Origin of the sequence: Skermanella mucosa (assembly GCF_016765655.2) — a bacterium.
Lineage (GTDB): Bacteria > Pseudomonadota > Alphaproteobacteria > Azospirillales > Azospirillaceae > Skermanella > Skermanella mucosa.
The window spans coordinates 6,077,722-6,104,200 of the sequence record NZ_CP086106.1 but is presented as its reverse complement, the minus strand read 5'-3'; the positions used below and the strand labels follow the sequence as shown (position 1 = coordinate 6,104,200).

The following is a 26,479-nucleotide window of genomic DNA, read 5'->3' as shown; positions in this document are numbered from 1 at the left end:
TTAAGAGTCCAGGGCGTTGATCCAGGAGTTCAAGGAGATCACGAAACATCTCTGAGCCGTCCCGGCGCCATCCGGCTGTCCGGCGCCCGGCTCCGCTGACATCCCGGAGGCTGTCATGCTTTCCCCCCTCTCCAACCGCACCTACCGGCACCTGTTCGGCGCTCAGGTCGTCGCCTTGGCCGGGACCGGCCTGCTGACCGTCGCCCTCGGCCTGCTCGCCTACGATCTCGCCGGAGCCGACGCCGGGGCCGTCCTGGGCACCGCGCTCGCGATCAAAATGGTCGCCTATGTCGGGATCGCGCCGGTCGTCGGCGCCTTCGCCGACCGGCTGCCCCGGCGCGCCTTCCTGGTCGCCACGGACCTGGTCCGGGCGGCCGTCGCGCTGTGCCTGCCGTTCGTGACGGAGCCTTGGCAGGTCTACCTGCTGGTCTTCGTCCTCCAGTCCGCTTCGGCCGCGTTCACGCCGACCTTCCAGGCGACCATCCCGGACGTGCTGCCGGACGAGACGGAATACACCAAGGCCCTGTCCCTGGCCCGACTTGCCTACGATCTGGAGAGCCTCGCCAGCCCGGCCCTCGCGGCGGCATTGCTGGCCGTCGTCAGCTACCATGACCTGTTCGCGGGCACCATGATCGGGTTCATGGGCTCGGCCCTGATGGTGGTCACCGCGAGACTGCCCGACCCCAAGGCGGTGGACCACCGCGGCGGCATCCATGACCGGATCACGCGCGGGATCAGGATCTACCTGAAGACTCCCCGCCTGCTTGGTCTCCTGGCGCTCAACGGCGCGGTCGCGGCCGCCGGGGCCATGGTCATCGTCAACACGGTGGTCCTCGTCAGGGGTACGCTGGGCGGCACGGACTCCGATGTCGCCGCCGTCCTGGCCGCCTACGGGGCCGGGTCGATGGCGGTGGCGTTCCTCCTGCCGCGCCTGCTCGAGCGCCTGTCCACCCGCCGCGTCATGCTCGCGGGTGGCTGGCTGCTCGCCGTCGGAACCCTGGTCATGGCCGCCATATTGGGCGGCGGCGGTCTGCCCGCCCATTTACCGGCGGCCTTGCCGTCGCTGCTGCCGGTTTGGTTCGTGCTGGGTGCCGCGAACTCGGCCGTGCTGACCCCTTCCGGCCGGCTGCTCCGGCGTTCGGCGCATTCCGAGGACCGCCCGGCGGTCTTCGCGGCGCAGTTCGCCCTGAGCCACGCCTGCTGGCTGGTGGCGTATCCCCTGGCCGGGTGGCTGGGGAGCGGGGCGGGCCTCGCCGCCGCCTTCGCGGTCCTGGGCACCTTGGCCGCGACCTCCGTGGCCCTCGCGGCCCGCCTTTGGCCGACCGGCGACCCGGTCGAGGTCGAGCATGTGCATGGGCCGCTGGGGCACGAGCATCTCCACGTCCATGACGAGCATCACCAGCACGGACATGAAGGCTGGGAGGGGCCGGAGCCGCACGCCCACCCCCATCGGCATGGGCCGATCCGCCATACGCACGCCCTTGTCATCGACCGGCATCATTCCGAATGGCCGAGGGGCGGCTGAAACCCATAGCTTGGCCCGACCAACCGCGGGACCTTCATCGAAGGATCGCGAAACCTGCCGGGCAGGGGATGCGCAGGTGGCGGACGGTAAGGACTTCCGATTTCCGCTCGATGACGGCTTTTGGGGACGGCAGCGGCAACGACCTGCCCGGAACGCGAAAAGCGCCCCGAAAGGGACGCTCGCGAAATCCGACTCATCTTTTGAAACTGGAGCGGGCGAAGGGATTCGAACCCTCGACCCCAACCTTGGCAAGGTTGTGCTCTACCCCTGAGCTACGCCCGCATCGGCGGCTGGTCCGGGTGGTGACCAGCGGTGAGCGCGGATAATACGGAAGTCCGACCCCTTTGCAAGGGCCTTTTTTCGATTCCTCCTCGCCGGTTTGCGCCCCCGCCGGAAGCGGCTATAACAGCGGCGCCACATTCCGCCGGAACACCGAGGTTTCCGCCATGCCCGACCACGCCGACACCGACAACGGTCCCGACACCGGCTCCAATAGCGACACGCTGCCGACGTCGCCGGAACAGCTCATCTCGTACCTGGATGGCCTGGGCATCGAGACCACCACCCATTCCCATCCGCCGGTCTTCACGGTGGAGGAGGCGCAGGCGCTGCGCGGGACGCTGCCGGGCGGCCATTGCAAGAACCTGTTCCTGAAGGACAAGAAGGGCCGCCTGTGGCTGGTCGTCGCCCTGGAGGACAGCGCGGTGGACCTGAAGACCCTGGACAAGCGGATCGGCTCGGCCCGCCTGTCGTTCGGCAACGGCGACCTTCTGCGGGAGGTGCTGGGGGTCCGGCCCGGGTCGGTGACGCCCTTCGCCGTGATCAACGATACCGGGCACCGCGTCACCGTGGTGCTGGAAAAGGCGATGATGGCGCACGACCTGCTGAACTACCATCCGCTCGACAACGGCCGGACGACGGCGATCCGCTCGGCCGACCTGCTCAAGTTCCTCTCCTCCACCGGCCACGAGGCCGTGGTCGCCGACCTTGCTGGATAATCCGGCAAGGCTCATCTAAACACGCAGCCATCCGATACACGGATTCCGGACCAGCCAGCTTTCCAGCAACAGGACGCCTCCATGCAGACCATGTTCAATATGCCCGGCGCGCCGGGTGGCGGGCCCAAGCCGGCCGCCGACCTGATCAAGGACACCAGCGACCGCGCCTTCATGGCGGACGTCATCGAGGCCTCGCGCACGGTGCCGGTGATCGTCGATTTCTGGGCGCCCTGGTGCGGCCCCTGCAAGCAGCTCGGACCCCTGCTGGAGAAGACCGTCAAGGCCGCCAAGGGCGCCGTGAAGATGGTCAAGATCAACATCGACGAGAACCCGCAGGTCGCGGGCCAGCTGCGCATCCAGTCGATCCCGGCGGTCTACGCCTTCTTCCAGGGCCGCCCTGTGGACGGGTTCGTCGGCGCCCAGCAGGAATCGCAGATCAAGCAGTTCGTCGACCGGCTGGCCAAGCTGGCCGGCGGCGCCGACGACGGCGGGCTCCAGGAAGCGCTCGACGCCGCCGCCGAGGCGCTGGAAGCGGGGGATGCCGCCACCGCCAGCGAGATCTACAGCCAGATCCTGGGGGTCGAGCCGACCAACGCCGCCGCCTATGCCGGGCTGGTGCGCTGCCTCATGACGGCCCAGGATTTAGCCCGTGCCCGCGAGATGCTGGACGGCGCGCCGCCCGAGCTGGCCAAGGCGCCCGAGCTTGCCGCCGTCCGCAGCGCGCTGGACTTGGCCGAGCAGAGCGCCGCCGCCGGCCCCGTCCCGGAGCTGATGGACCGGGTCGCCCGCGATCCCGACGACCACCAGACCCGCTTCGACCTCGCCATGGCGCTTTACGCCGGCAACAAGCGCGACGCCGCGGTGGAGGAGCTGCTGGAGATCGTGCGCCGTGACCGGGAATGGAACGATCAGCAGGCTCGCAAGCAGCTCGTGAAATTTTTCGAGGCTTTCGGGCCGACTGACAAGCTGACCGTCATGGCAAGACGGAAGTTGTCATCTATCTTATTTTCATGAGCCCAAACCCGTTCGACCCATCTTTCGACCAACTGCCGGAAATCGTTTCGATTTTTCCGCTCGCCGGGGTGCTGCTCCTGCCCCGGGGCAAGTTGCCGCTGAACATCTTCGAGCCCCGCTACCTGGCGATGACCGACGATGCGCTGTCCGGCAACCGGATGATCGGCATTATCCAGCCGTCGGATCCCCTGAGCCGCGCCAGCGCCCAGCCGGTCTATCCGATCGGCTGCGCCGGCCGGATCACCAGCTTCAGCGAGACCGACGACGGTCGCTACCTGATCACGCTGACCGGCGTCTGCCGGTTCGAGATCGTGCGCGAGCTGCCGATCACGCGCGGATACCGCCGCGTCACGGCCTCGTGGGAGCGATTCGCCGGCGACCTGGCGGAGCCGGGTCACGCCCTGTTCGACAGGGCGCGGCTGGTCGAGGGGTTGCGCACTTATTTCAAGATCCAGGGCATCTCGGCCAACTGGGACGCCATCGAATCGACGCCGGACGAACGGCTGGTGACGTCGCTCGCGATGATCTGCCCGTTCGAGCCGTCGGAGAAGCAGGCCCTGCTGGAATGCGGCACGCTGTCCGAACGGGCCGGCATGATGATCGCCATCATCGAAATGGCTGTCCTGGACAAGCGGGACGGCGATACCATGGCCCGGCACTGACCCGGTAACGGACGTGACATATCGGCTGCCGGGCCGCATCGAGGGGACGAACACGTGAGCGATACCAAAACGGGGTCGGCGGCGAAGGTCGATCCCAAGCTTCTGGAGATCCTGGTCTGCCCGCTGACCAAGGGGCCGCTCCGCTATGACGCGGCGGCGCAGGAGCTGATCAGCGACCGGGCGGGGCTGGCCTATCCGATCCGCGACGGCATTCCCATCATGCTGGTGGACGAGGCCCGGACGCTGGATGCCGACACCGCGCATCCCACCCATTCCCATCCGGCCGGCGGCCATTCCTCCAAGACGGCGGGCCACTGATGGCGCCCGCTTCCGGTGAATCCTTCGCCACCGATCCCTTCGGCACGCAGCACTGGCCGGTGGAAGTGCGGCTGAAGAAGGCCGAGAAGCGGCTGGAGATCGCGTTCGACGACGGACGCCGCTTTTCCCTGCCGGCCGAACTGCTGCGGGTCGAGAGCCCGTCGGCGGAGGTCCAGGGCCACGCCCCCAGCCAGAAGCAGATCGTCTCCGGCCGCCGGCATGTCGGCATCATGGGGCTGGAGCCGGTCGGCAACTACGCGATCCGGATCCAGTTCGACGACATGCACGACAGCGGCATCTTCTCCTGGAAGTACCTGTACGAGCTGGGAGAGCACCAGGAGGAGCTGTGGGCCGATTATCTCCGGGAACTGGAGAAGCGCGGGCTCAAGCGCGATCCCCGGTGACGTCCGCTTCCCGCTCGCGCAGGAAATAGATCAGGTCGAGCGGGGGCGGGGCCACGGCGGTCTGGGACAGCAGGCCGTGGGCTTGGCCCCGATGGTGGGTCTGATGGTTGAACAGGTGGGACAGCACCCAGACCACCGGCGTGCGCTGCTCGGTTCCCGCCAGGGTCCGGTAGACCAGGTCGCGGCCCAGGTCTCCGGCGTCATGGCGATCCACCAGGGCCGTGATCCGCGCGTCCTCGGCGGTCCGGGCGGCGGTGAGTTCGGCCAGATCACCGTAGAGGATCTGATCCAGGCCGGTGATGCCGGACGGGACGCCTTCGAGACGGCCGAGCCAGGCCCGATCCGCCACCAGCACATGGTTGAGCGTACCCAGGATGGAGCCGAAGAAGGCCTGCCGCGGCTTGCGGAACTCGGCGTCGGGAAGCGCCGCGCAGGCGGCATAGAGGCGTGCGTTGGCCCAGGCGTTGTAGCGGGCGAAGGTGCGGAAATGTTCTGGCGTCATGGCGGTGCCCGGAATCGAAAAGCCGCGCCCAGTATACTCGATACTGACGAGCGCGGCTCGATCCGATCGGCCATGCGGCGCGGCTTGGCGTCAGGCGCGCCAGAACGGCTTGGAGGCTTCGGCCTGCGCTTCCAAGTCGGTCAGGCCGATGTCGCGCAGCATGTGGGCATCCAGGTCCATCAGTTCACGACGGCTGACGATGCGGTACTTCCAAGTCTTCAGGGTGTCGGTCAACCGCTGCATGAAGTCAGCGGAAGAGTCGGCCGAACGTCGACCGGCGTAACCGGACGTGCGAACTGCCAGTGCCATGATATGAGTCCTCGATAGAATAAGGCCGGCTAGGATCACCGGCCGCCGTTGTTCGTGGACTGGAATATGGTGGCATGCTGCACTTGCGAGAAGTGCGGCTTCCACATGGTTGGCATGAGGCCATGCCATGGCTGGTTAATCAGCGATTAACCAAATCATGGTTAACGCTCGGATCATCGCAGGATCGGGACGAGGCGCTCCATCGCCTGGGCAAGGCATTCCGGCGAGCTGGCGAAGCAGAGCCGCAGGTAGCCCTCGCCGCCGTCGCCGAAGGCGGCACCCGGCGCCAGCCCGACCAGCGCCTCGTCCACGATGCGCTTCGCCAGCTCAAGGCTGTCGCCGGCACCCTCGACCGAGAAGAAGGCGTAGAAGGCCGCGTCGGGCCGCTCGACCCGAACCCGCGGCAGGGTCTCCAGGGCGGAGCAGACGATGTCGCGGCCGGTCCGGCAGCGCTCGACCATCTCCTCCAGGAACGGCTCGCCCTGTTCCAGGGCCGCCAAGCCCGCCTTCTGGACGAAGCCGGCGACGCCCGAGGTGTTGAACTGGATCATCTTCTCGTAGACCGGTCCCATCGCCGCCGGGGCGACGACCCAGCCCAGCCGCCAGCCCGTCATCGCCCAGTTCTTGGAGAAGCTGTTGATGACCAGCAGCTTGTCATCCGGCTCCGAGACGTCGAGGAAGGAGGGCGCGCGGCCGCTGCCGTCCAGGCCGCCGTCGAAGACCAGGCGGGAATAGACCTCGTCCGCCATGACCCACAGCCCGCGCCCGCGGGCGAATTCCATGATCCGCCGCTGGTCCTCGGTCCCGATGGTCCAGCCGGTCGGGTTGCAGGGCGAATTGACGAAGATCATCCGGGTGCGCGGGCCGCAGGCATCGAACAGCCGGTCCAGGTCCAGCGTCCATTTCCCGTTCTCCAGCGCCAGCGGCACCTGCCGCACCACGCCGCCCATGATCCGGATGCTGGCGAACACGTTGGGCCACACGGGGGAGACCACGACGACCTCGTCGCCCGCGTCGATCAGGCTCTGCATCGACAGGGCGATGGCCGACATGCCCGAGCCGGTCACGGTGATCCGGTCGGTCGCGACATCGGCGCCGTAGGTCCGCCGGTGGTAGGCCGACAGGGCGTCCCGCAGCTCCGGCAGGCCGCGCTGCCAGGTGTAGAAGACATGGCCGTCGCGCATCGCCTGGTACGCCGCGTCCATGACGAAGCCCGGCGTCGGCACGTCACCCTCGCCGAACCACAGCGGTATCAAGCCGTCGCGGCCCCGGCCGTAATTGGCGACGACGCCGATGAGGCTGTTGGGCAGGGCCGTGATCGCGGGACGGATGTCGGGGCCGGTGGTCATGGGACGGGCAACCCTGGTGGGAAGAGGGGGAATACGCCGAAATCGGTTGACGCTGCAACCGTCATACCGCGAAGCTTTCCATTTGTATAGCTGACCGCGGCATGAATTCCTCTCATGAAGGCATGAGAAAGCCTTGGTTGAAGCGGGGGCGGGCATGCGCGACGCTCCGGCCATGATCCGGTAACCGGCCACGGGAGGAAACCAGCCATGACCGATGCCATCCACGAGGGTGGGTGCCTGTGCGGCGCCGTCCGCTACCGGGCGACCGGCGCCCCCAACGACACCAATATCTGCTACTGCACCCAGTGCCAGAAACAGACCGGCGCGCCGATGCCGGCCTTCGCCAGCTTCCCGCTCGACCGGTTCGAGATGATCCGGGGGGAGGTCGGCGCGTATCGGGCGTCCGACTTCGCGACGCGCGAGTTCTGCCCCCGCTGCGGCTCGGCCCTGTTCTGGCGGCGCGACGGCGCCGACTATGTCTCCGTCTCCCTGGGCGGGTTCGACGACCCGTCCGACTTCCCGCCGCCGAAATACGAGATCTGGACCGCCCACCGGATCAAGTGGCTGGACAACATCCCCGGCGCCGACAGCTACCCGGGCGACAATTGATTTCCATGACTTGGCCACGGATGCACGCAGATGGACGCAGATGAGTTTTCGCGGCCCGTCATGCCGACGGAATGCCGAAGCCCATCTGTGTCGATCTGCGTGAATCTGTGGCCCAAAAAGACCTTAGAGCCCGCGTCCGGGGCCGGCCATCAGGCGCAGGCGGCGCACCCGTTCCTCGGTGGCGGGGTGGGTGCGGAACAACCCGTCCACCGACCGCGAATGCAGCGGGTTGATGATGAACATATGGGCGGTCGCCGGATTGTTCTCGGCCTGGACATTGTCGATCCGGGCGGCGCTCTCCTGGATGCTGACCAGGGCGTTCGCCAGCCATAGCGGCCGGCCGCAGATCTCCGCGCCGATCCGGTCGGCCTCGTACTCGCGGGTCCGGCTGATCGCGGTCTGCACGATCATCGCGGCGACCGGCGCCAGGAAGACCATCAGCAGGGTGCCGACCATCCCCAGCGGGTTGTTGCGGTTGTTGCCGCCGAAGAAGAACGCGAAGTTGGCCAGCATCGACACGGCGCCCGCGATGGTCGCGGTCACGGTCATGATCAGGGTGTCGCGGTTCTTCACGTGGGCCAGCTCGTGGGCCATGACGCCGGCGACCTCCTCGTGGTTCAGCCGGCGGAGCAGGCCGCTGGTGGCGGCGACCGCGGCGTTCTCCGGGTTCCGGCCGGTCGCGAAGGCGTTGGGCTGGTCGTTCTCGATGATGTAGACCTTGGGCATCGGCAGGCCGGCGCGCTGGGAGAGCTGCTGGACCATGCCGTAAAACTGCGGGGCGGAGCGGGCGTCCACCTCCCGCGCGCCGTACATCCTCAACACCATCTTGTCCGAGTTCCAGTAGGCGAAGAGGTTGGTGCCGACCGCGAACAGCAGCGCCATCAGCATGCCGCCCTGGCCGCCGATCAGATAGCCGATGGCCAGGAACAGGGCGGTCATGCCGGCCAGCAGGATCGCGGTGCGGAAATAGCTCGTCATGAAGGTCACCTCTGCGCGGTCCCGGCCCCCGGGAGGGTCGGGATGGACCTCCGATATGTGCGGCCTGCCCCGGGGGGTTCAAGTCTTGGCGTCCGGGGCTGGCGGGGCCATATCCATCCCATGAGCCAGATCGACACAGAAGCCGGCAAGCCGGCAGATCCCGCCGTGGCCGTCCAGCCGGCCGCCGCGGCGAAGCCCGTTCCCGAAAACGACGCCGCGGCGCCGAAGCCCGGCGCGCCGGTGCAGAAGCCCGGGGAGATCGGCGGTCCGCGGGGACCGGAACCGACCCGGTACGGAGATTGGGAAAGCAAGGGACGCTGCACGGATTTCTGAGAGGGACTCACGTCCCCATGTAGGGTGAGAGTCCGCGCATACTTCGGAATGCATATGACATACGGTCGTAGGTAGGAAATAGGACCTAATCAACTTGAGTAGTTCCTAGCCTTCGAGTATCCTTCCGATAGGCGGGCGATTTCCGTCCGCCGTTCCCTTGGATCAGCTCCCGTGCGCCCGCACCTCCTCGTTTCCGCCCTGCTGCTTTCCCTCCTCGCGGCCCTGGCGCCCGCCCGGGCGGCGGAACGGCTGTCGGGGCCGGTGGCCGGCCTGGTCACGCAGGTGATCGACGGCGATACGCTGGAAGTCCGGGTTCTGGTCTGGCTGGACCAGGAAGTCGTCACCCGCGTCCGGATCGACGGCATCGACACGCCGGAGAAGCGCGGCAAGTGCCAGCGCGAGAAGGACATGGCCGAGCAGGCCCGACAATTAACCGAGACGCTGCTGGCCGAGCCCGGCGTGACGCTCCACGACATCCAGCATGACAAGTATGGCGGACGGGTCCGCGCCCGCGTGCTCACCCGGTCCGGCCGCGACGTCGGCGAGCAACTGATCGCGGCCGGCCTGGCCCGCCCCTACGGCGGCAAGGCCCGCCAGACCTGGTGTTCTGTCGCACAATTGCCCTAGGACGGACTCGGCGGGCACGGAACTTCCGCGCAAATCCTTCGTTTGTACGAGACGTGCGGCATCGATCGGCCGACGTCTCGACAGCGAGGAGAAAACCATGCGCACGCCCTGTTTCCGTGCCGCCGCGGCCGGACTGACCTGTGCCATGATCGCGTTCGGGGCGACCGGCGCCATGGCGCAGACCGTACCGCAGGCCGGCGGCCAAGCCCCGACCCAGCAGGATCCGGTTACCGCCCCGGCGCCGCCGGAAAGCGGTTTCGACGTCATCGTCATCGGCGTCATGAAGGGATCGTCCCCGGACGAGTTCAGCCGCAAGGTCCTGGAAGCCTTGCCGGGCACGCTAATGAACCCGCAGACCAACTTCACGTCCAGCGTCGGCTTCGACCGCGACAAGGACTATCGCATGGTCATCGCGTTCCACGGCGAGGAGATGATGGAGGCGCCGGCGCTCTGCACCAGGACCAACGACGTGGAGGCGGCGCCCCCGCCGGAGCAGACCGACCTGATGGCGGCGACGCGGATCACCGCGGCCTTCTGCGACGGCGGCGAGCCGCTGAACACCGCCACCGACCGCATGGTGGGCAGCGTGTCGCCGGGCCAGGCCGGCTTCCGCTTCCTGGTCAGCGACATCGCCAAGCAGCTCTTCCCCGACGGGTTCGGCACCCTGCCCGGCACCATCAGCGCCCAGCCGCCGGGGACCATGGTCCGGCCGATAGAGTAGGGTCCGGCCTCCGGCCGGGGCTAGGCGCCGGCCGGAGGCTTTGGCGGATAGGCGTGCCGGTTGCCCCGATAGTCCTCGACCACGTAGCCGGCTTCGGCGTTCCCCTCCAGGTGGTCCGGCCCGATCGGCGCCTTGCCGTGGCCGCCCGGGATGTCGAGCACGTAGGTCGGCTGGCACAGGCCGGACACCCGGCCGCGCAGGCTCCGCACCAGCTCGCGGCCGCGCGCCGGGTCGGTCCGGAAATGGCCCGTCCCCGGCGCCAGATCCCCGTGATGAAGGTAGTAGGGCTTGACCCGGGCGCGGACCAGGGCGCGGAACAGCGCTTCCAGGACGGCGGCATCGTCGTTGACGCCGCTGAGCAGGACGGTCTGGCTGACCAGCGGGATGCCGGCGTCGGCGATCCGGGCGAGGGCGGACTTGGCCTCGGCCGTCAGCTCGTCCGGATGGTTGCAGTGGACCGCCAGCCAGACCGCCGTGTCCGACGCCTTCAGGGCGGCCACGACGGCGTCGTCGATCCGGCCCGGGTCGGCCACCGGCACGCGGCTGTGCAGCCTCACCACCCCGACATGGGGCGTGGCGTCCAGTGCGGCGACGATGCCGGCCAGGCGGCGCGGCGCCAGCATCAGCGGGTCGCCGCCGGTCAGGATCACCTCCCAGATTTCCTCGCGGGCGCGGATATAGTCGAGCGCCGCCGCCAGCTCGGCCGGGTCGAGCGCGTCGCCGCCGGGGCCGACCATCTCCCGCCGGAAGCAGAAGCGGCAATAGACCGGGCAGGCGTGCAGCGCCTTCAGCAGCACCCGGTCCGGGTAGCGGTGGACGATCCCCTTGACCGGGGAATGGGCCCCGTCGCCGATCGGGTCGGCCAGCTCCTCCGGGCGGATCTCCAGCTCCTGCTCCGAAGGAAGGTACTGGCGGGCGAGCGGGCCGGCGGGGTCGGCGCCGTCCAGGCGGTCCAGCAGGTGCGGCGTGACGGCGATGGCGTAGCGTTCCGCCACCCGCCCGAGGGCGGCGGCCCGCTCCGGCGCAAGGGCGCCGGCGGCGACGAGGCCGTCCAGGCTGCGCGCCGTCGCGGTACTTTTCATGATCGGGGACTCGTGCTGTAACTCGGTCTATACCGGATTTGGGTTATACCGGCCGGTCCGGACTATAGGTCGGCGCCGCCCGGCATGCCACCCGCTCGCTCAACAGACCAGGGATCCACCCGTCATCATGCTGTCGTTTCCAAAGACCATCGGCCATCGCGGCGCCAGGGCCTATGCGCCGGAAAACACGCTGGCCGGCATCCGGGTCGCGGCCGGGCAGGGCGCCCGCTGGGTCGAGGTGGACGTCAAGCTGTCGCGCGACGGCGTGCCGGTCCTGATGCACGACGACGACGTGGACCGCACCACGGACGGCCGCGGCGCCGTGGCGGGCCTGGAATTCGCGGACCTGCGGGATCTGGACGCCGGCGTGCGCTTCGCGCCGGAGTTCGCCGGCGAGCGCATCCCGACGCTGGAGGAGACGCTGGCGCTGGTCCTGGACCTGGACCTGGGCATCAACCTGGAAATCAAGCCGTGCCCCGGGCGCGAGGTCGAGACCGCCAGGGTCGCGCTCGACGCGGCGCGGGCGCTGTGGCCGGCCGGCCGGCCGGCGCCGCTGGTCTCCAGCTTCGAGGTGCCGAGCCTGGAGACGGCACGCGACCATATGCCCGACTGGCCGCGCGGCTACCTGATCGACCGGCGCCCGCGCGACTGGCGGGCCGTCGCCGACCGGGTGGAAGCTTCGACCATCAATGTCAACGCGTCCCGCGAGAATGCCCGAAGCATCGCGGAATACCTGGCGACCGGGCGGCCCGTGCTGGCCTATACCGTGAACGATCCGGCGCGGGCGAAGGAGCTGGTGGGGCTCGGGGTCGCCGCCGTCTTCACCGACCGGCCCCGTGACATTCTGGCGGTGCTGGGCGGCTGAGCGGAGGAATTCGCGATAATTATTCGACTGCCACTCTTCTGCGTCGCAAATTTTTCATATATGGAGCAGTAAGGGCAGGCCGTGGCCGCCGCCGGAGCGAAACCGGTGCGCGGCCGTCCGTGTCTGCGGGTCGAAGAATAAAGCAGCTTTTTGGAGGTTTCGTTGAAGGCGCTCAAGCCTTTGCTGATCTCGGGTCGCGAGGTCCTGCCGCTGGTCGAAGGCGGCAAGGGCATCTCCGTGTCTAACGGCGAGAGTTCCGGCGCCTGGGCAGCGGCAGGCGGGGTCGGCACATTTTCCGGCGTGAACGCCGACAGCTTCGATGACGACGGCAAGCCCGTCGATCAGGTCTATCATGGCCGGACGCGGCGCGAGCGGCACGAGGAGCTGGTCGCGTACTCGATCGCCGGCGGGATCACGCAGGCGCGCATCGCCCACGAGGTCTCCAACGGCCAGGGCCGCATCCACATGAACGTCCTGTGGGAGATGGCGGCTGCCGAGCGGATCCTCCACGGCATCCTGGAAGGCGCCAAGGGCATGGTCCACGGCGTCACCTGCGGTGCCGGCATGCCCTACAAGGTGGCCGAGATCGCGGTGCGCTACGGCATCCACTATTACCCGATCGTCTCCTCCGCGCGGGCGTTCCGCGCGCTGTGGAAGCGGGCGTACTACAGGTTCGCCGACAACCTTGGCGGCGTCGTCTACGAGGACCCCTGGCGGGCGGGCGGGCACAACGGCCTGTCTAACAGCGAGGACCCGGAGGCGCCGGAGGATCCGTTCCCCCGGGTGCTGGCGCTGCGCCAGATGATGAACAGCTTCGGGCTGGAAAACACGCCGATCATCATGGCCGGCGGCGTCTGGTATCTGCGCGAGTGGGAGGAGTGGATCGACAACCCCGACCTGGGGCCGATCGCCTTCCAGTACGGCACCCGTCCGCTGCTCACGCGGGAGAGCCCGATCTCCGAGGCGTGGAAGCGCAAGCTCCTGACCTTGAAGGAGGGCGACGTCTTCCTGAACAAGTTCTCGCCGACCGGCTTCTACTCGTCGGCGGTGAACAACCCGTTCATCCAGGAGCTGCGCGGCCGGGGCGAGCGGCAGGTGGCCTATTCGGTCAAGCCGGTCGGCGAGCACGACACCGAGTTCCGCGTCGGTCCGCGCGGGCGGCCGGTCTACCTGACCGCCCACGACCGCGACCGGGCCTTCGGCTGGGTCGAGGCCGGGTTCAAGGAGGCGCTGAAGACTCCCGACGGCACGCTGATCTTCGTGACGCCGGAGAAGTCCAACGAGATCCTGACCGACCAGATCAACTGCATGGGCTGCCTGTCGGCCTGCATGTTCTCCAACTGGGCGCAGAACGAGGAAGGCTCGACCGGCAAGAAGGCCGACCCGCGCTCCTTCTGTATCCAGAAGACCCTGCAGGAGATCAGCCACTCGGACGATTGCGAGACTCAGCTGATGTTCGCCGGCCACAACGCCTACCGGTTCTCCGACGATCCGTTCTACGCGAACGGCTTCATTCCGACCGTGAAGCAGCTGGTGGAGCGGATCGCGTCGGGCGACTGACCTTCCGGACGGGCGGCGAGTTTCCCCGCCGCCCAACTCTACTGCGTGCCGCCGGTCAGGTTCCGGATCAGCCGCTGGAACTGGCCCAGCAGCGGCACGTCGGACAGCGGGCCGGAAGGGGGGGCCGCCGATCCGGGACTCCCGTCCTCGGCCACCAGCATCGGCGCGCCGGCCTGCGGCGGGGCATGGTCGAGGCCGGGGATCATGCGCGGCGGCAAGCCCCGGTGGGCATCCATCATGAAATCGCGCCAGATGCGGGCCGGCAGCCCGCCGCCGGTGACCCGCTTCATGGGCTGGTTGTCGTCGTTGCCGAGCCAGACCCCCGCGACATAGTCGGCGGTGAAGCCGACGAACCAGGCGTCCCGGTACTCCTGGCTGGTGCCGGTCTTGCCCGCGGCCATGCGGTCCAGCTTGGCCGACTTGCCGGTGCCGTACTCGATCACCGCCATCAGCATGCGGTTCAGCTCCGCGAGGTACGCCGGGTCGATCACCGGGGTGGCGCCGGCGGAGCCGCGGCGCTGGTAGAGCACCCGGCCGGCGCGGTCCTCGATCCGGGTGACGGCGTAGGGCCAGACCGCCCGGCCGCCGTTGGCGAAGGCCGTGTAGGCGCCGGCCAGCTCCAGCAGGGTCACCTCGCTGGTGCCGAGCGCCAGGCTCAGGTCCTTGCCCATGGGCGAGGTGATGCCGAGCCGGCGGGCCAGGGTGGCGACCGGCTCCACGCCGGTGCGGTCCAGCACCCGGATCGCCGCCGTGTTGACCGAATGGGCCAGCGCGTCGCGCAGCGGCATGGGGCCTTGGAAACCCTTCTCGAAATTGGCCGGCTGCCAGCCGTCGATGCGGATCGGGGCGTCGTCCACCGGCGTGTCCGCCGTCATGCCGTTCTCCAGCGCCGCCAGGAAGACCAGCGGCTTGAACGCCGAGCCGGGCTGGCGCAGAGCCTGGGTCGCCCGGTTGAATTGGCTCTCGCCATAATTCGACCCGCCGATCAGCGCCCGGACCGCGCCGTCCGGGCTGAGCGCCACCAGGGCTCCCTGCCCGGCGCGGGCGGCGAGGCCGGCCCCCGACAGGGACGCGTCCAGCCGCCGTTCCGCCGCCTGCTGGAGCCGCCGGTCCATGGTGGTGTGGACGGTGATGTCGTCATGCTCCTTGCCGATGAAGCCGACGATCTGGTCGGCCACCCAGTCGGCGAAATAGCGGTCGCCGTCGCCTTCCGGCTTGCGCCGGGGCATCGGCGGGGCCGCCCGCATCGCCTGGATGTCGGCTTCCGTGATGTAGCCGGCGTCGAGCATGGCGCCGATCACCACCTCGGCCCGCTCGGCCGCGCGGTCGGGGTTGGCCGCCGGCGAATAGCGCGACGGCGCCTTCAGCAGCCCCGCCAGGATGGCCGCCTCGCGCAGGTTGACCTCGGTCGCCGGCTTGTTGAAATAGGTCTGCGCCGCGGCATCGACGCCATAGGTGCCGGCGCCCAGATAGACCCGGTTCAGGTAGGCGGTCAGGATCTGGTTCTTGGAATAGGTCCGCTCCAGCCAGATCGCCAGGATCGCCTCCTGGATCTTGCGGCCCATGGTGCGGTCGGGCGTCAGGAACAGGTTCTTGGCGAGCTGCTGGGTGATGGTGGAGCCGCCCTGCACGACCCTTCCGGCCTGGAAATTGACGAAGGCCGCGCGCGCCAAGCCGATCGGGTCGATCCCGAAATGGCTGAAGAAGCGCCTGTCCTCGGTCGCCAGCACGGCATGGATCAGGTGCGGCGGCAGGTCTGCCGCGTTGATCGTGGTGCCGTGGATGTCGCCGTAGCGCTCGATCCTGCTGCCGTCGGCGGCCAGCACGGTGACGGCGGGCCGGCGCTCGGCCTGGGCCACCTGGGACACGTCGGGCAGGTCGTAGGCGAAATACGCGACCACGGATGCTCCGGCCACGCCGGCCCAGATCGCGCCGACCACGACCCAGCTTCCCAGCACGCGGAGGATCGACCGGCGCACGGCGGGGGCGCCGGAAGCCTTGCGGTCACGGGCCCGCTGCTTGCCGGCGCCGCGGTCGGCGGGCGCCTTGCGGGACGCTCGGTCTGTCGGCCGTTCTGGAGATTTGCTCAAGGTGATCGTTCGGAGGTTGCCTGTCCACGCCGACACGATGCCTGATCAAGGCGGCAATTTCACGGCATTATCGGCCGGGCTTGCGATGGAACTTCAGGAAGGGGACGGATATGCCGGTTCAGGTTCGACGATAGGGTCGCCACCGGCACAAATGATACCTTCTGGAGGGTGCGCGTCCCGCGCACCTTGGGCGGCGAGACGCCGCCACTCCGCCGGGAAGCCCGGTAGCTCGGGATCGCTGCTGTCGAAGCCGGTATCAATGGCAACTCCGGCCTGCCGGCGAACGGTGCTGTCGGATGACATATGGCCGCAAAAAGAAACCGCCGCCGGGGGGAGCCCCGGCGGCGGCTTGGACTTGCTTGCGCTTGAAGCGGACAGCCGCGGTCAGTGGACCGCTTCGCCGTGCAGGGCGAGGTCGAGGCCTTCGCGCTCGATGTCCTCGCTGACCCGCAGGCCGACGACCACGTCGATCACCTTCAGCAGGACGAAGGAGGCGACGGCGCTCCACACGATGGTGGCGGCGATGCCCCAGAGCTGGGTGACGACCTGGGCGCCGTTGCCTTCCAGCAATCCTGGATAGCCGCCGATCGCTTCCTTGGCGAAGACGCCGGTCAGGACCGCGCCGACGATGCCGCCGACGCCGTGGACCCCGAAGGCGTCCAGGCTGTCGTCATAGCCCAGCATGTATTTCAGGCTGGTGGCGCCCCAGAAGCAGATCACGCCCGAGACGATGCCGATGACCAGGGCGCCGCCCGCGTCGACGAAGCCGGACGCCGGGGTGATGGCGACCAGGCCGCCGATGGCGCCCGAGATGATGCCGAGCACGCTCGGCTTGCCCTTGGCGATCCACTCCGCGAACATCCAGGCCAGGGCGGCGGCCGCGGCGGCGACCATGGTGACCAGCATCGCCATGCCGGCGCGGCCGTTGGCGGCACCGGCCGAGCCGGCGTTGAAGCCGAACCAGCCCACCCACAGAAGCGAGGCGCCGATCAGGCTGAGCACCAGGTTGTTGGGGACGAAATGCTCGGTCGGGTAGCCGCGGCGCTTGCCGACGACGATGGCCGCGACCAGCCCGGCGATGCCGGCATTGATGTGGACCACGGTGCCGCCGGCGAAGTCCAGCACGCCGTCGGCGAACAGGAAGCCGTTCGGGTGCCAGACCCAGTGGGCGACCGGGGCGTAGACCAGGAGCGACCAGAAGCCGGTGAACAGCAGCATGGCCGAGAATTTCATGCGGTCGGCGAAGGCGCCGGTGATCAGCGCCGGGGTGATGATCGCGAAGGTCATCTGGAACATCACGAACACCGATTCGGGGATCGTGAAGGCGACCGGGGTCTCCAGTCCGGCGCCCAGGTTGAACGGCGCGGACATGTCCATGCCGGCCATCAGCACCTTGGAGAAGTCGCCGAAATAGGCGTTCCCGTTGCCGAACGCGATGCTGTACCCGACCAGCACCCACAGCACGGCGACGAGGCAGCAGATCGCGAAGCTCTGCATCACGGTGGCCAGCAGGTTCATCTTGCGGACCATGCCGCCGTAGAACAGGGCCAGGCCCGGGATGGTCATCATCAGGACCAGCGCGGTCGAGGTCAGCATCCAGGCGGTATCGCCCGTGTCGATGGTGGGGGCTTCGGTCTGGGCCAGCGCGCCGGCCGGCAAGGCGACCGCTCCCAGTATCGCCGCAAGCAGCGGAACAGCGAAGGCAAACAGACGGCTCATTCTAGACTCATCCTCTCGATCAGTTCGACACGGCCCGCTCGATCTTGGGACCCGGACCGGCGGTGCGGTCCGGAGCCTGATCCTTTGACGGGTTCGGGCGGCGGGCATCGGCGAAACCGGCCGAGGCCCAAAGGCCCGGCCACCGTTTCAAGATCCGTGCCGCTCGAAAAATGAGCAATTCCGGCGGTTGCCGCGCAGATCGCCGCGCACTCGCCGGGCAGGGGACAGGATCGGGGCCTGTCATTTGCTCAAAAAACAGGCGATATACCGATGGTCCAGCCGGGGCCAAGAAAGCGGAAACAAAGGGCGAAACGTGCCATGACTTTGTCATAATTCTTCGCGAACGCGACCGTTTCGGAAAGGCGCCCAAAAAACAGGCAGTTCAGGTCCCGGACATTCCGTTTCACCCGCAGGTGCTTCGGGAACCGCCCTGTGCGCTTCCTCGTTGAGTTGGCTCCCGGCGCCGAAATGTGGCAGGGTGGCGGCAAGGATGCGCCCGAGCAGCCGCCCGCCCCAGGCCCGGTCCGGAACCGCGTCCAACGAGAAGGTCTCCCGGCAAGGGTCCTCACACAGGGTCCCTCAAACAGGGTCAAGGAGAAACCCACAGTGGCTATCGAACGTGAACTGCGGATCGCGCCGCGACGCGCCATCGCGCTGGTGCTCGCCGGGGGGCGGGGCAGCCGCCTGAAGCAGCTCACCGACCGGCGGGCCAAGCCGGCGGTCCATTTCGGCGGCAAGTTCCGCATCATCGATTTCGCGCTGTCCAACTGCATCAATTCCGGGTTCCGCCGGATCAGCGTCATCACCCAGTACAAATCCCACAGCCTCCTGGTCCATCTGCAGCGCGGCTGGGGCTTCCTGCGCGGCGAGATCAACGAGTTCGTCGACTTCCTGCCGGCCCAGCAGCGGATCGACGAGACCTCCTGGTACCAGGGCACCGCCGACGCCGTGTACCAGAACCTGGACATCCTGCAGGGCCACGGCGCCGAGCACGTGCTGATCCTGGCCGGCGACCACATCTACAAGATGGACTACGCCGCCATGCTGGCGTGGCACATCAGCCGGGGCGCCGACGTGACCGTCCCGTGCGTCGAGGTGCCCCGGATGGACGCGACGGGCTTCGGCGTCATGCATGTGGACGACCACGACCAGGTCGTCAGCTTCCTGGAGAAGCCGGCCGACCCGCCGGCGATCCCCGGCAAGCCGGACAAGGCGCTGGCCAGCATGGGGATCTACGTCTTCAACGCCAAGTTCCTGTACGACCAGCTCCGGCGCGACGCCGCCGACCCGACCTCCAGCCGCGACTTCGGCAAGGACCTGATCCCCTACTTGGTGCCGCGCGCCAAGGTGATGGCCCACCGGTTCCAGGACAGCTGCATCTACAGCCAGCCCGAGGCCGAGCCGTACTGGCGCGACGTCGGCACCATCGACGCCTACTGGGAGGCCAACCTGGACCTGACCAAGGTGACGCCGGACCTGAACCTCTACGACAGGCAGTGGCCGATCTTCACCTACCAGGAACAGCTGCCGCCGGCCAAGTTCGTGTTCGACAACGACGACCGGCGCGGCATGGCGGTGGACAGCCTGGTATCGGGCGGCTGCATCATCTCGGGCGCCAGGATCACCGGGTCGCTGCTGTTCAGCTCGGTCCGGGCCAACTCCTATTCCAGCCTGAACCAGGCGGTCGTGCTGCCCCAGTGCGACATCGGCCGGCATGCCCGGCTGACCAAAGTGGTGGTCGACCGCGGCTGCCGCATTCCCGACCATCTGGTGGTGGGGGAGAACCCGGACGAGGACGCCCGGCGCTTCCACCGCACCGAGTCGGGGGTGACGCTGATCACCCGCGACATGCTCGCCCGGCTGGGCGCCTGAGGAGACGTCCCGAAAATGCGCGTTCTCCATGTCGCTTCCGAAGTCTATCCGCTGATCAAGACGGGGGGCCTTGCCGACGTCGCCGCGGCCCTGCCGGCCGCCCAGATCGAGATCGGGATCGACGCGCGGCTGCTGGTGCCGGGCTATCCCGCCGTCCTGGCGAAACTGGCCGACCTCAGGCCGGTCCGCACCCTGGCCGATCCCTGGACCCGGGGCGGTTCGGTCCTGATGCTGGGCCGCACGCCCGACGGCGTGCCCTGCTACGTGGTGGACGCGCCCGAGATGTATGGCAGGCCGGGCAATCCCTACCTGGGGCCGGACAACCGCGACTGGCCCGACAACCACCGGCGCTTCGCCCTGCTCGGCTGGGTCGCGGCCTGGCTCGGCGGCCCGGAGGGCGGGCTGCGCTGGCGGCCGGACGTGGTCCACGGCCATGACTGGCAGTCCGGCCTGGCCCCTGCCTACCTGGAGCTGGGCCGGGAGCAGCGGGCCGGCCCGCGCCCGGCCACGGTCCTGACCATCCACAACATCGCCTACCAGGGCCTGTTCCCCGCGGGCCTGCTGGGCGAACTCCAGCTGCCCGCCGAGAGCTTCACGGTGGACGGGCTGGAATATTACGGCCAGATCGGCTTCCTGAAGGCGGGGCTGTACTATGCCGACCGGATCAGCACCGTCAGCCCGACCTACGCGGAGGAGATCCAGTCGCCGGACGGCGGCTGGGGCCTGCACGGCCTGCTGGCGGCGCGGGCGGGCGACCTGTGGGGCATCCTGAACGGTGTCGATTACGGCGTCTGGTCGCCCGCGGTCGACCCGGCCCTGGTCCGGCCCTACGACGTGGACAGCCTGGACGACAAGGCGGCCAGCAAGACGGCGCTGAGGGAGGAGTTCGGGCTGGAGCAGCGCGACGGCGCGCCGCTGTTCGGCGTGGTCAGCCGGCTGACGCCCATGAAGGGCTTCGACCTGCTGCTGTCCGCGATCCCGGCGCTGGTGGCGGAAGGCGCCCAGTTCGCCGTGCTGGGCAGCGGCGAGGGCTGGCTGGAGGACGGCTTCCGCGACCTGGCGGAACGGCACCGCGGACAGGTCGGCGTCCATGTCGGCTACGACGAGCCGCTGTCGCACCGGGTCCAGGCGGGGGCTGATGTGATCATGCTGCCGTCCCGGTCGGAGCCGTGCGGGCTGATCCAGCTCTACGGCCTGCGCTACGGCACGCTGCCGCTGGTCCGCCGGGTCGGGGGCCTGGCCGACACCGTGGCCGACGCCCAGGACTGGGCGATCGACCGGGGCGAGGCGACCGGCTTCGTGTTCGACCACGCCACGGTGGAGGACCTGGCATGGGCCTGCCGCCGGGCCATCGCCCTGTACCGCGACCCGGCGCGCTGGCGTTCGGTCCAGCGGGCCGCGATGCGCAAGGACTTCTCCTGGGCGGCCTCCGCCCGGCGCTACCTGGAGATGTACCGAACGGTTTACCCCGACGAGTGAGCCGGAATATTATCCGGTTCACATCGGGGGTCCTTCTGTGCAATGCATAGGGCTTGCGTACCGAACCCGGAAACCTCTCAAGATTTTGAGCCAAGCCCTATCGATCAATGGTGGGCCCGCCGGTGGCCGCCCGACCCCTGGCCGGCCCGCCCCAGGCCGGGACGCGGCGCTGGAAACGCTTCAGCGGGTCTACGGCTATGACGCCTTCCGCGGCCAGCAGGCGCGGATCATCGACCATGTGATCGCCGGCGGCGACGCCCTGGTGCTGATGCCGACCGGCGGCGGAAAGTCTTTGTGCTTCCAGATCCCGGCCCTGGTGCGTCCCGGCATCGCGGTCGTCGTCTCGCCGCTGATCGCCTTGATGCGCGACCAGGTGGACGCCCTGCGGCAGGTTGGCGTCAACGCCGCCTACCTCAACTCCTCGCTCGACTGGCGCGACGCCGCGGAGGTCGAGCGGCAGGTGGCGCAGGGCGAGCTGGACCTGATCTACGTGGCGCCGGAGCGGCTGGTCACGCCCCGCTTCCTCGACCTGCTGGAGCGCAGCCGGGTCTGCCTGTTCGCGCTGGACGAGGCGCACTGCGTGTCCCAGTGGGGGCACGATTTCCGGCCGGAATACCTTCAGCTGTCGATCCTGCACGAGCGGTTCCCCACGGTGCCGCGCGTGGCGTTGACCGCGACCGCCGACGAGCAGACCCGGGCGGACATCCAGGCGCGCCTCAACCTGGGCGACGCCAAGGTCTTCATCGACAGCTTCGACCGGCCCAACATCACCTACCGCGTGGTGCCCAAGCAGGAGCCGAGGCGCCAGCTCTGGTCCTTCATCCAGACCCATCATGCCGAGGACGCCGGCATCGTCTATTGCCTCAGCCGCGCCAAGGTGGACGAGACGGCGGCCTGGCTGGCGGCCCAGGGCCGCGAGGTGGTGCCCTACCATGCCGGCCTGGACGCCCAGACGCGGGAGGCCAACCAGGACCGCTTCATCAAGGGCGAGGGCGTGATCGTGGTCGCCACGGTCGCCTTCGGCATGGGCATCGACAAGCCCAACGTGCGCTTCGTCGCCCACCTGGACCTGCCCAAGAGCATGGAGGCCTATTACCAGGAGACCGGGCGCGCCGGCCGCGACGGGCTGCCGGCCGACGCCTGGATGGCCTACGGGCTGTCCGACGTGGTCGCGATGCGCCAGATGCTGGAATCCAGCGAGGCCCCGGTCGAGATCAAGCGGATCGAGCGCCACAAGCTCGAAGCCCTGATTGGCTTCTGCGAGACCGCCGCCTGCCGCCGGCAGGTGCTGCTGAACTATTTCGGCGAGGTGCTGCCGAAGCCCTGCGGCAACTGCGACACCTGCCTGGAGCCGGTCGAGACCTTCGACGGCAGCATCGCGGCGCAGAAGGCGCTGGCCGCCGTCTACCGGACCGGCCAGATGTTCGGCACCGGCCACCTGATCGACGTGCTGCGCGGCACCGTGACGGAGAAGGTCGCCAAGTTCGGCCACGACCGGATCAAGACCTTCGGCGTGGGCGCCGATATGAGCAAGCAGGAGTGGGGCTCGGTCTACCGCCAGCTGGTCGCCGCCGGCTACCTCAAGGTCGACCACGAGGGCTACGGCGCGCTCCACCTGACCCGGTCGGCGGCCCCGGTGCTGAAGGGACAGCAGGGCATCCGGCTGCGCCGCGACAACCAGGCGGCGGTCAAGAAGTCGCTCCGCGCCCAGCGCGGCAGCCGCGGCGGCAGCAGCGCCCCCGCCGTGCTCGGCCCGGCCGACGACGACCTGTGGCACAAGCTCAAGGCTTGCCGGCTGGAACTGGCGCGCGCCCAGGGCGTGCCGCCCTACGTCATCTTCCACGACAGCACCCTGCTGGAGATCGTCCGCCAGAAGCCGCGCGACGCCGGGAGCATGGGACGGATCGCCGGCATCGGCGCCAGCAAGCTGGAGCGCTACGGCGACGCCTTCCTGGACGTGGTCCGCCAGCATAGTTAGCGTCGCCCCGCGGGGTGCGGCCAAACGCGCGTTTCGGTCCCCTCCGGCATGTGTACGATGGCGTGCCGGACCGGACAAAGCCGGGGCCGGCCGTCACCTTCGCATCGGATGCCGCCATGGCCGATTACGCCAGCAAGCTCGAAGACCTGAAGAACACCCTCCTGACGGCGGACAGCTTCGCCCGGGTGCAGGAAAAGTTCTTCGACGACCTGGGCATGAGTCCCGACTTCGTCGCCGCGGGCCAGGCCGTCGATGTCCCCCTGCTGAAGGCCGCGTTCGAGCAGGTCGGCCGCCGGGTGCTCGGCCCGAATTGCACCGTCCAGGGGTTCGCCCTGTTCAGGATGGAGGCTGACAAGTTCGTCCATGGCGGCTGCATGATGGACGGCTGCCTGGCCACGGTCCTCTATTTCGAGGACGTGGACGTGGGCCTGATCGCGGTCTCAACCGACTTCAGCACCGGCGCCATGACCTATGCCCGCATCTCGCTGCTGGAGGGACGGGAGGGGTTGGAACCCGGCCCCGTCGCCTCCGGCCCCGGCACGATCCAATAGTCGGCCGGGGGGAGACGGACATGGCGGACCATAAGCTCAAGCTCGAGGAAATGAAGAAGGTCCTGGTGACCGACGAGGATTTCGGCCGCGTCTACCGGATCTTCTTCGACGAGGTCGCGTGCCATCGCAGCTTCATGGCGCTGGGCAAGAAGGAAAAGAGCCCGCTGCTCAAGACGACGCTGAGGCTGGTCGGCGAAAGCCTGTTCGGCGTCCCCTGCGAGGTGACCGGACTGTTCCTGTTCAGGCTGAAGCAGGAGAAGTTCATCCACGGCTGCTGCAACCTGAACCTCCATCCCACGACCATCATCTATTTCGAGGACATCGACATGGGCATGTCCGCGATTATCCGGGACATGCGGACATCCATGATGACCTACAGCCGCATCACCACCACCGTGGTCAGGGACACCGGCAAGGCCCGCAACCTGGTTTCCGGCGGCATCTCGCGGCATTGAGGCCAGTGCTTGTCGGTCAACCCGTGGGACTGCCCGTCCTGAGCCGGTAGCCGACGCCCGGCTCGGTGATGATCAGCGCCGGCCGGCCGGGGTCGGCTTCCAGCTTCTGGCGGAGCTGGTTGACATAGACGCGGAGATAGACGGTGTCGTGGGCATGGGCGGGTCCCCAGACCTCCTTCAGGATCTGGCCGTGGGTGAGGATCTTGTCGCGGTTGCGGACCAGCAGGCTGAGCAGCGCGTGCTCCTTGGGCGACAGGCGCTGTTCGGTTCCGTCGCGGACGGCGAGGCGCCGGGCCAGGTCGATCGTCAGCCCGCCGACCACCAGCCTGTCCGGATCGGCCTCGGCGCCGCCGCGCGGGCGTGATGCCGCCCGGATGCGGGCCATCAGCTCGCCGATCCCGAACGGCTTGACCATATAGTCGTCGGCGCCGCGGTCCAGCGCCTCGACCTTGTCCGTCTCGTCGGACCGCACCGACAGCACGATGATCGGGACGGGGCCGCCCTCGCGGATCGCCGTGATCACCTCCTGCCCGTCGATGTCCGGCAGGCCCAGGTCCAGGATCACCAGGTCGGGCCGCTCCGCCGCGGCGACCTCGATCCCCGCGGCGCCGGTCTCCGCCTCAACCACGCGATAGCCCGACGCGGTCAGGCTGATCCGCAGGAACCTGCGGATCTGCGGTTCGTCGTCGATCACCAGGATCGTCAGCATGCGCACGGCCCGTTTCTAGTCATCCACAGATGCACGTAATGATTCACATCTGTCCGGTACAGTGATTGTTGTTTCAACCAGAGAGGGCTTTCCTGGTATAGCATTCCTCCCTTCACCGTCATGACCGGGCTTGACCCGGTCATCGCTTGCAGACTCCATCAGCGCCGCCGTGCGGGGAGATACCCGGATCAAGTCCGGGTATGACGAAAAGGGGGCGTTTCTGCCCATGGTTCAGCTTTTTGAGCATTAGGCAGCAACTGTGCCGGACAGCCGTGCCAATGAATACGGATATCCTTGAGATGCACTCCCTGCCTGAGGCAGGAGCGAATCCCTCGGCGGTCCTCTTATCTGTGTCCAATCGCGGTAGGGACGCCCGTTACCGGGCGCCCCCCGCACAGAACCGGACGTGCCCGATTAAGGCATCCGGCTCCCACCTTGGGTGTTTGACGCGGAAGCGGTTTCCGGGCCAGGGATGGATGATGCGCGGCCGTGGTAGCCAGCAGTCGGCAAGGCGCGTGAGTTTGTCCCACGGTGTCTTGTCCTTCTGGCTGCGCCGACGCAGCGCCCTCATCCACAGGACGCCGACATGGTAGCGCAGGTTGGCAAGGGCCCGGTAGTTGGTCGGGACGGCGAAGTAGGCGTAGAAGCCGCGCATCACCTGTCCCAACCACCGGCCTTGCTCCGGGATGCCCTGGTGCCAGCGCCGCCGGAGTTCCTCCTTGATTTCCTTGAGCTTGGCCTGCTTGCGCTGGCGCCGGGTCTGGCGTCGCAGCAGGAAGCCGCCACGCCGGGACCGCCCACAGATGTGGGTGAAGCCCAGGAAGTCGAAGGTCTCCGGTTTGCCCGCGCCGCGCTTGGCCCGGTCGGCAGTTGCCTGCCGGCCGAACTCGATCAGGCGGGTCTTGTCGGCGTTCAGTTCCAGGGCGAACCGCGCCAGGCGCTCCCGCAGGTCCGCGAGGAACCGCTCGGCGTCCGACCGGTGCTCGAACCCGACGACGGTGTCGTCGGCGTAGCGCACCATGACCATGGTCCCGGTCGCGTGGCGATGGCGCCACTGCCGGGTCCACAGGTCGTAGACATAGTGGAGATAGACGTTGGCCAGCAGTGGCGATGCCACCGCCCCTTGCGGGCTGCCGGCCGTCGCCGGCTGCCGTTTCCCCGTCTCGTCCACCACGCCTACCGTCAGCCACTTGCGGATCAGCCGCAGGACGCGGGCATCGCCGATCCGGTGTTCCAGGAACCGCATGATCCACATGTGGTCGATGCTGTCGAAGAACGCCCGGATGTCCGCATCCAGGATCCAGTTCACCCGGCACTCGCCGATCGCCACCGCCAACGCGTCGAGCGCGTCGTGCTGCCCCCGTCCCGGCCGGAAGCCGTAGGAGAAGCCGAGGAAGTCTTCCTCGTAGATGGCGTTCAGCACCTCCACCAGCGCCCGCTGGACGATCTTGTCCTCCAGTGCCGCGATCCCGAGCGGCCGCATCCGGCCGTCCGGCTTGGGAATGAAATGCCGGCGTGACGGGTGCGCCCGGTAGCGGCCGGAATGCACGCGGTCCTTCAGGTCCGCCAGCCGTTCCTCCAGCCCCTCCGCGTACTCCCGCCACGTCATTCCGTCCACACCCGGAGCCGCGTCCCGCTTCAATGCCCGATAGGCAAAGCGCAGCAGGTCGGTATCCACGTGCGTCAGAAGGGTGGTGAACCGCTCCTCCTTTCGCTCCCGTGCCGCTTGACGTATGCGCTCCAGCCCCGAGAGCACGGGTGCCCGGTCCT

At 68.3% G+C, this 26,479-nt stretch carries 26 protein-coding genes and 1 tRNA gene; 17 read left to right on the top strand and 10 right to left on the bottom strand.

Annotation, left to right across the window (positions count from 1 at the left end):
• Nucleotides 1-115: 115 nt before the first annotated feature.
• The gene (locus tag JL100_RS28285; protein ID WP_202684463.1) at nt 116-1,525 is read left to right on the top strand and encodes an MFS transporter; all 1,410 of its coding nucleotides are present in this window, start codon (nt 116-118) and stop codon (nt 1,523-1,525) included.
• Between the two features lie 207 nt (nt 1,526-1,732).
• On the opposite strand, the gene JL100_RS28280 is transcribed toward JL100_RS28285, so the two are convergent.
• A tRNA-Gly gene (locus JL100_RS28280) sits at nt 1,733-1,807 on the bottom strand.
• A 164-nt stretch (nt 1,808-1,971) separates the two neighbouring features.
• On the opposite strand from JL100_RS28280, the gene JL100_RS28275 reads away from it, so the two are divergent.
• From JL100_RS28275 to JL100_RS28255, 5 genes are all read left to right on the top strand, one after another.
• Entirely contained in the window at nt 1,972-2,523 is a 552-nt protein-coding gene (locus JL100_RS28275; RefSeq protein ID WP_202684462.1) for a prolyl-tRNA synthetase associated domain-containing protein, read from the top strand.
• Between the two features lie 81 nt (nt 2,524-2,604).
• Nucleotides 2,605-3,537: a thioredoxin gene (gene trxA / locus JL100_RS28270; protein ID WP_323378341.1), complete on the top strand. Its 933-nt coding sequence runs from the start codon at nt 2,605-2,607 to the stop codon at nt 3,535-3,537.
• On the top strand, nt 3,534-4,199 hold the full coding sequence (locus tag JL100_RS28265; protein WP_202684461.1) for an LON peptidase substrate-binding domain-containing protein: 666 nt from the start codon (nt 3,534-3,536) through the stop codon (nt 4,197-4,199). Before trxA ends, JL100_RS28265 begins: the two co-directional genes overlap by 4 nt.
• 54 nt (nt 4,200-4,253) lie before the next feature.
• Nucleotides 4,254-4,517: a Trm112 family protein gene (locus tag JL100_RS28260; protein ID WP_228420951.1), complete on the top strand. Its 264-nt coding sequence runs from the start codon at nt 4,254-4,256 to the stop codon at nt 4,515-4,517.
• Complete coding sequence (locus JL100_RS28255) at nt 4,517-4,921, top strand: gamma-butyrobetaine hydroxylase-like domain-containing protein (protein WP_202684460.1); 405 nt, start codon at nt 4,517-4,519, stop codon at nt 4,919-4,921. Before JL100_RS28260 ends, JL100_RS28255 begins: the two co-directional genes overlap by 1 nt.
• Here the strand turns inward: JL100_RS28255 and JL100_RS28250 are convergent.
• From JL100_RS28250 to JL100_RS28240, 3 genes are all read right to left on the bottom strand, one after another.
• On the bottom strand, nt 4,902-5,423 hold the full coding sequence (locus tag JL100_RS28250) for a DinB family protein (protein ID WP_202684459.1): 522 nt from the start codon (nt 5,421-5,423) through the stop codon (nt 4,902-4,904). The two genes, JL100_RS28255 and JL100_RS28250, sit on opposite strands and share 20 nt — an antisense overlap.
• Before the next feature lie 90 nt (nt 5,424-5,513).
• On the bottom strand, nt 5,514-5,732 hold the full coding sequence (locus JL100_RS28245) for a DUF1127 domain-containing protein (protein WP_228420950.1): 219 nt from the start codon (nt 5,730-5,732) through the stop codon (nt 5,514-5,516).
• A gap of 173 nt (nt 5,733-5,905) precedes the next feature.
• Nucleotides 5,906-7,081: a pyridoxal phosphate-dependent aminotransferase gene (locus tag JL100_RS28240; RefSeq protein WP_202684458.1), complete on the bottom strand. Its 1,176-nt coding sequence runs from the start codon at nt 7,079-7,081 to the stop codon at nt 5,906-5,908.
• Between the two features lie 207 nt (nt 7,082-7,288).
• Between JL100_RS28240 and JL100_RS28235 the strand changes: the two genes are divergently transcribed.
• On the top strand, nt 7,289-7,690 hold the full coding sequence (locus JL100_RS28235; protein WP_202684457.1) for a GFA family protein: 402 nt from the start codon (nt 7,289-7,291) through the stop codon (nt 7,688-7,690).
• A gap of 123 nt (nt 7,691-7,813) precedes the next feature.
• On the opposite strand, the gene htpX is transcribed toward JL100_RS28235, so the two are convergent.
• Complete coding sequence (gene htpX / locus JL100_RS28230) at nt 7,814-8,668, bottom strand: zinc metalloprotease HtpX (protein ID WP_202684456.1); 855 nt, start codon at nt 8,666-8,668, stop codon at nt 7,814-7,816.
• A gap of 120 nt (nt 8,669-8,788) precedes the next feature.
• On the opposite strand from htpX, the gene JL100_RS28225 reads away from it, so the two are divergent.
• The 3 genes from JL100_RS28225 to JL100_RS28215 all read left to right on the top strand — a co-directional run bounded on the left by JL100_RS28225 (nt 8,789) and on the right by JL100_RS28215 (nt 10,349).
• Nucleotides 8,789-9,001, top strand: a complete 213-nt coding sequence (locus JL100_RS28225; RefSeq protein WP_202684455.1) for a succinate dehydrogenase assembly factor 4 — start codon at nt 8,789-8,791, stop codon at nt 8,999-9,001.
• A gap of 171 nt (nt 9,002-9,172) precedes the next feature.
• Entirely contained in the window at nt 9,173-9,628 is a 456-nt protein-coding gene (locus JL100_RS28220; protein ID WP_228420949.1) for a thermonuclease family protein, read from the top strand.
• Nucleotides 9,629-9,725: 97 nt separating this feature from the next.
• The gene (locus JL100_RS28215; RefSeq protein ID WP_202684454.1) at nt 9,726-10,349 is read left to right on the top strand and encodes a hypothetical protein; all 624 of its coding nucleotides are present in this window, start codon (nt 9,726-9,728) and stop codon (nt 10,347-10,349) included.
• A 20-nt stretch (nt 10,350-10,369) separates the two neighbouring features.
• Here JL100_RS28215 and JL100_RS28210 read toward each other — a convergent pair whose 3' ends face one another.
• Nucleotides 10,370-11,431: a lysine-2,3-aminomutase-like protein gene (locus JL100_RS28210; protein WP_202684453.1), complete on the bottom strand. Its 1,062-nt coding sequence runs from the start codon at nt 11,429-11,431 to the stop codon at nt 10,370-10,372.
• 127 nt (nt 11,432-11,558) lie between these two features.
• Here JL100_RS28210 and ugpQ point away from each other — a divergent pair, with 127 nt between their 5' ends.
• Nucleotides 11,559-12,296 (top strand): glycerophosphodiester phosphodiesterase, encoded by a 738-nt coding sequence (ugpQ, locus tag JL100_RS28205; RefSeq protein ID WP_202684452.1) that lies wholly within the window; start codon nt 11,559-11,561, stop codon nt 12,294-12,296.
• 162 nt (nt 12,297-12,458) lie between these two features.
• Entirely contained in the window at nt 12,459-13,856 is a 1,398-nt protein-coding gene (locus JL100_RS28200) for an NAD(P)H-dependent flavin oxidoreductase (protein WP_202684451.1), read from the top strand.
• Nucleotides 13,857-13,894: 38 nt separating this feature from the next.
• Here JL100_RS28200 and JL100_RS28195 read toward each other — a convergent pair whose 3' ends face one another.
• Both JL100_RS28195 and JL100_RS28190 read right to left on the bottom strand, forming a co-directional pair.
• Complete coding sequence (locus tag JL100_RS28195) at nt 13,895-15,946, bottom strand: transglycosylase domain-containing protein (protein ID WP_211113194.1); 2,052 nt, start codon at nt 15,944-15,946, stop codon at nt 13,895-13,897.
• A 384-nt stretch (nt 15,947-16,330) separates the two neighbouring features.
• The gene (locus tag JL100_RS28190; protein WP_202684450.1) at nt 16,331-17,665 is read right to left on the bottom strand and encodes an ammonium transporter; all 1,335 of its coding nucleotides are present in this window, start codon (nt 17,663-17,665) and stop codon (nt 16,331-16,333) included.
• Between the two features lie 606 nt (nt 17,666-18,271).
• Here JL100_RS28190 and glgC point away from each other — a divergent pair.
• From glgC to JL100_RS28165, 5 genes are all read left to right on the top strand, one after another.
• Nucleotides 18,272-19,537, top strand: coding sequence for a glucose-1-phosphate adenylyltransferase (glgC, locus tag JL100_RS28185; protein ID WP_228420948.1), 1,266 nt, complete (start codon nt 18,272-18,274; stop codon nt 19,535-19,537).
• 15 nt (nt 19,538-19,552) lie between these two features.
• Entirely contained in the window at nt 19,553-21,016 is a 1,464-nt protein-coding gene (gene glgA / locus JL100_RS28180) for a glycogen synthase GlgA (protein WP_202684449.1), read from the top strand.
• Between the two features lie 85 nt (nt 21,017-21,101).
• Nucleotides 21,102-22,994, top strand: a complete 1,893-nt coding sequence (gene recQ, locus JL100_RS28175) for a DNA helicase RecQ (RefSeq protein ID WP_211113193.1) — start codon at nt 21,102-21,104, stop codon at nt 22,992-22,994.
• A gap of 116 nt (nt 22,995-23,110) precedes the next feature.
• On the top strand, nt 23,111-23,545 hold the full coding sequence (locus JL100_RS28170) for a hypothetical protein (RefSeq protein ID WP_202684448.1): 435 nt from the start codon (nt 23,111-23,113) through the stop codon (nt 23,543-23,545).
• 20 nt (nt 23,546-23,565) lie between these two features.
• Complete coding sequence (locus JL100_RS28165; protein WP_202684447.1) at nt 23,566-24,000, top strand: hypothetical protein; 435 nt, start codon at nt 23,566-23,568, stop codon at nt 23,998-24,000.
• 16 nt (nt 24,001-24,016) lie between these two features.
• Here JL100_RS28165 and JL100_RS28160 read toward each other — a convergent pair whose 3' ends face one another.
• Together JL100_RS28160 and ltrA are read right to left on the bottom strand one after the other, a co-directional pair.
• A complete protein-coding gene (locus JL100_RS28160) occupies nt 24,017-24,709 on the bottom strand; it encodes a response regulator (RefSeq protein ID WP_202684516.1) in 693 nt (230 codons plus the stop codon).
• A 376-nt stretch (nt 24,710-25,085) separates the two neighbouring features.
• Nucleotides 25,086-26,465: a group II intron reverse transcriptase/maturase gene (gene ltrA / locus JL100_RS28155; RefSeq protein WP_407696907.1), complete on the bottom strand. Its 1,380-nt coding sequence runs from the start codon at nt 26,463-26,465 to the stop codon at nt 25,086-25,088.
• Nucleotides 26,466-26,479 lie beyond the last annotated feature (14 nt).

What these genes read in the sequence shown, in the direction of transcription:
- JL100_RS28265 (WP_202684461.1), top strand. Translation starts at nt 3,534, where the DNA reads ATGAGCCCAAACCCGTTCGACCCATCTTTCGACCAACTGCCGGAAATC.
- JL100_RS28165 (WP_202684447.1), top strand. Translation starts at nt 23,566, where the DNA reads ATGGCGGACCATAAGCTCAAGCTCGAGGAAATGAAGAAGGTCCTGGTG.
- trxA (WP_323378341.1), top strand. Translation starts at nt 2,605, where the DNA reads ATGCAGACCATGTTCAATATGCCCGGCGCGCCGGGTGGCGGGCCCAAG.
- JL100_RS28235 (WP_202684457.1), top strand. Translation starts at nt 7,289, where the DNA reads ATGACCGATGCCATCCACGAGGGTGGGTGCCTGTGCGGCGCCGTCCGC.
- JL100_RS28225 (WP_202684455.1), top strand. Translation starts at nt 8,789, where the DNA reads ATGAGCCAGATCGACACAGAAGCCGGCAAGCCGGCAGATCCCGCCGTG.
- JL100_RS28245 (WP_228420950.1), bottom strand. Translation starts at nt 5,732, where the DNA reads ATGGCACTGGCAGTTCGCACGTCCGGTTACGCCGGTCGACGTTCGGCC.
- JL100_RS28250 (WP_202684459.1), bottom strand. Translation starts at nt 5,423, where the DNA reads ATGACGCCAGAACATTTCCGCACCTTCGCCCGCTACAACGCCTGGGCC.
- JL100_RS28255 (WP_202684460.1), top strand. Translation starts at nt 4,517, where the DNA reads ATGGCGCCCGCTTCCGGTGAATCCTTCGCCACCGATCCCTTCGGCACG.
- htpX (WP_202684456.1), bottom strand. Translation starts at nt 8,668, where the DNA reads ATGACGAGCTATTTCCGCACCGCGATCCTGCTGGCCGGCATGACCGCC.
- JL100_RS28210 (WP_202684453.1), bottom strand. Translation starts at nt 11,431, where the DNA reads ATGAAAAGTACCGCGACGGCGCGCAGCCTGGACGGCCTCGTCGCCGCC.
- JL100_RS28285 (WP_202684463.1), top strand. Translation starts at nt 116, where the DNA reads ATGCTTTCCCCCCTCTCCAACCGCACCTACCGGCACCTGTTCGGCGCT.
- glgA (WP_202684449.1), top strand. Translation starts at nt 19,553, where the DNA reads ATGCGCGTTCTCCATGTCGCTTCCGAAGTCTATCCGCTGATCAAGACG.
- ugpQ (WP_202684452.1), top strand. Translation starts at nt 11,559, where the DNA reads ATGCTGTCGTTTCCAAAGACCATCGGCCATCGCGGCGCCAGGGCCTAT.
- JL100_RS28190 (WP_202684450.1), bottom strand. Translation starts at nt 17,665, where the DNA reads ATGAGCCGTCTGTTTGCCTTCGCTGTTCCGCTGCTTGCGGCGATACTG.
- JL100_RS28240 (WP_202684458.1), bottom strand. Translation starts at nt 7,081, where the DNA reads ATGACCACCGGCCCCGACATCCGTCCCGCGATCACGGCCCTGCCCAAC.
- JL100_RS28275 (WP_202684462.1), top strand. Translation starts at nt 1,972, where the DNA reads ATGCCCGACCACGCCGACACCGACAACGGTCCCGACACCGGCTCCAAT.
- JL100_RS28160 (WP_202684516.1), bottom strand. Translation starts at nt 24,709, where the DNA reads ATGCTGACGATCCTGGTGATCGACGACGAACCGCAGATCCGCAGGTTC.
- JL100_RS28215 (WP_202684454.1), top strand. Translation starts at nt 9,726, where the DNA reads ATGCGCACGCCCTGTTTCCGTGCCGCCGCGGCCGGACTGACCTGTGCC.
- JL100_RS28170 (WP_202684448.1), top strand. Translation starts at nt 23,111, where the DNA reads ATGGCCGATTACGCCAGCAAGCTCGAAGACCTGAAGAACACCCTCCTG.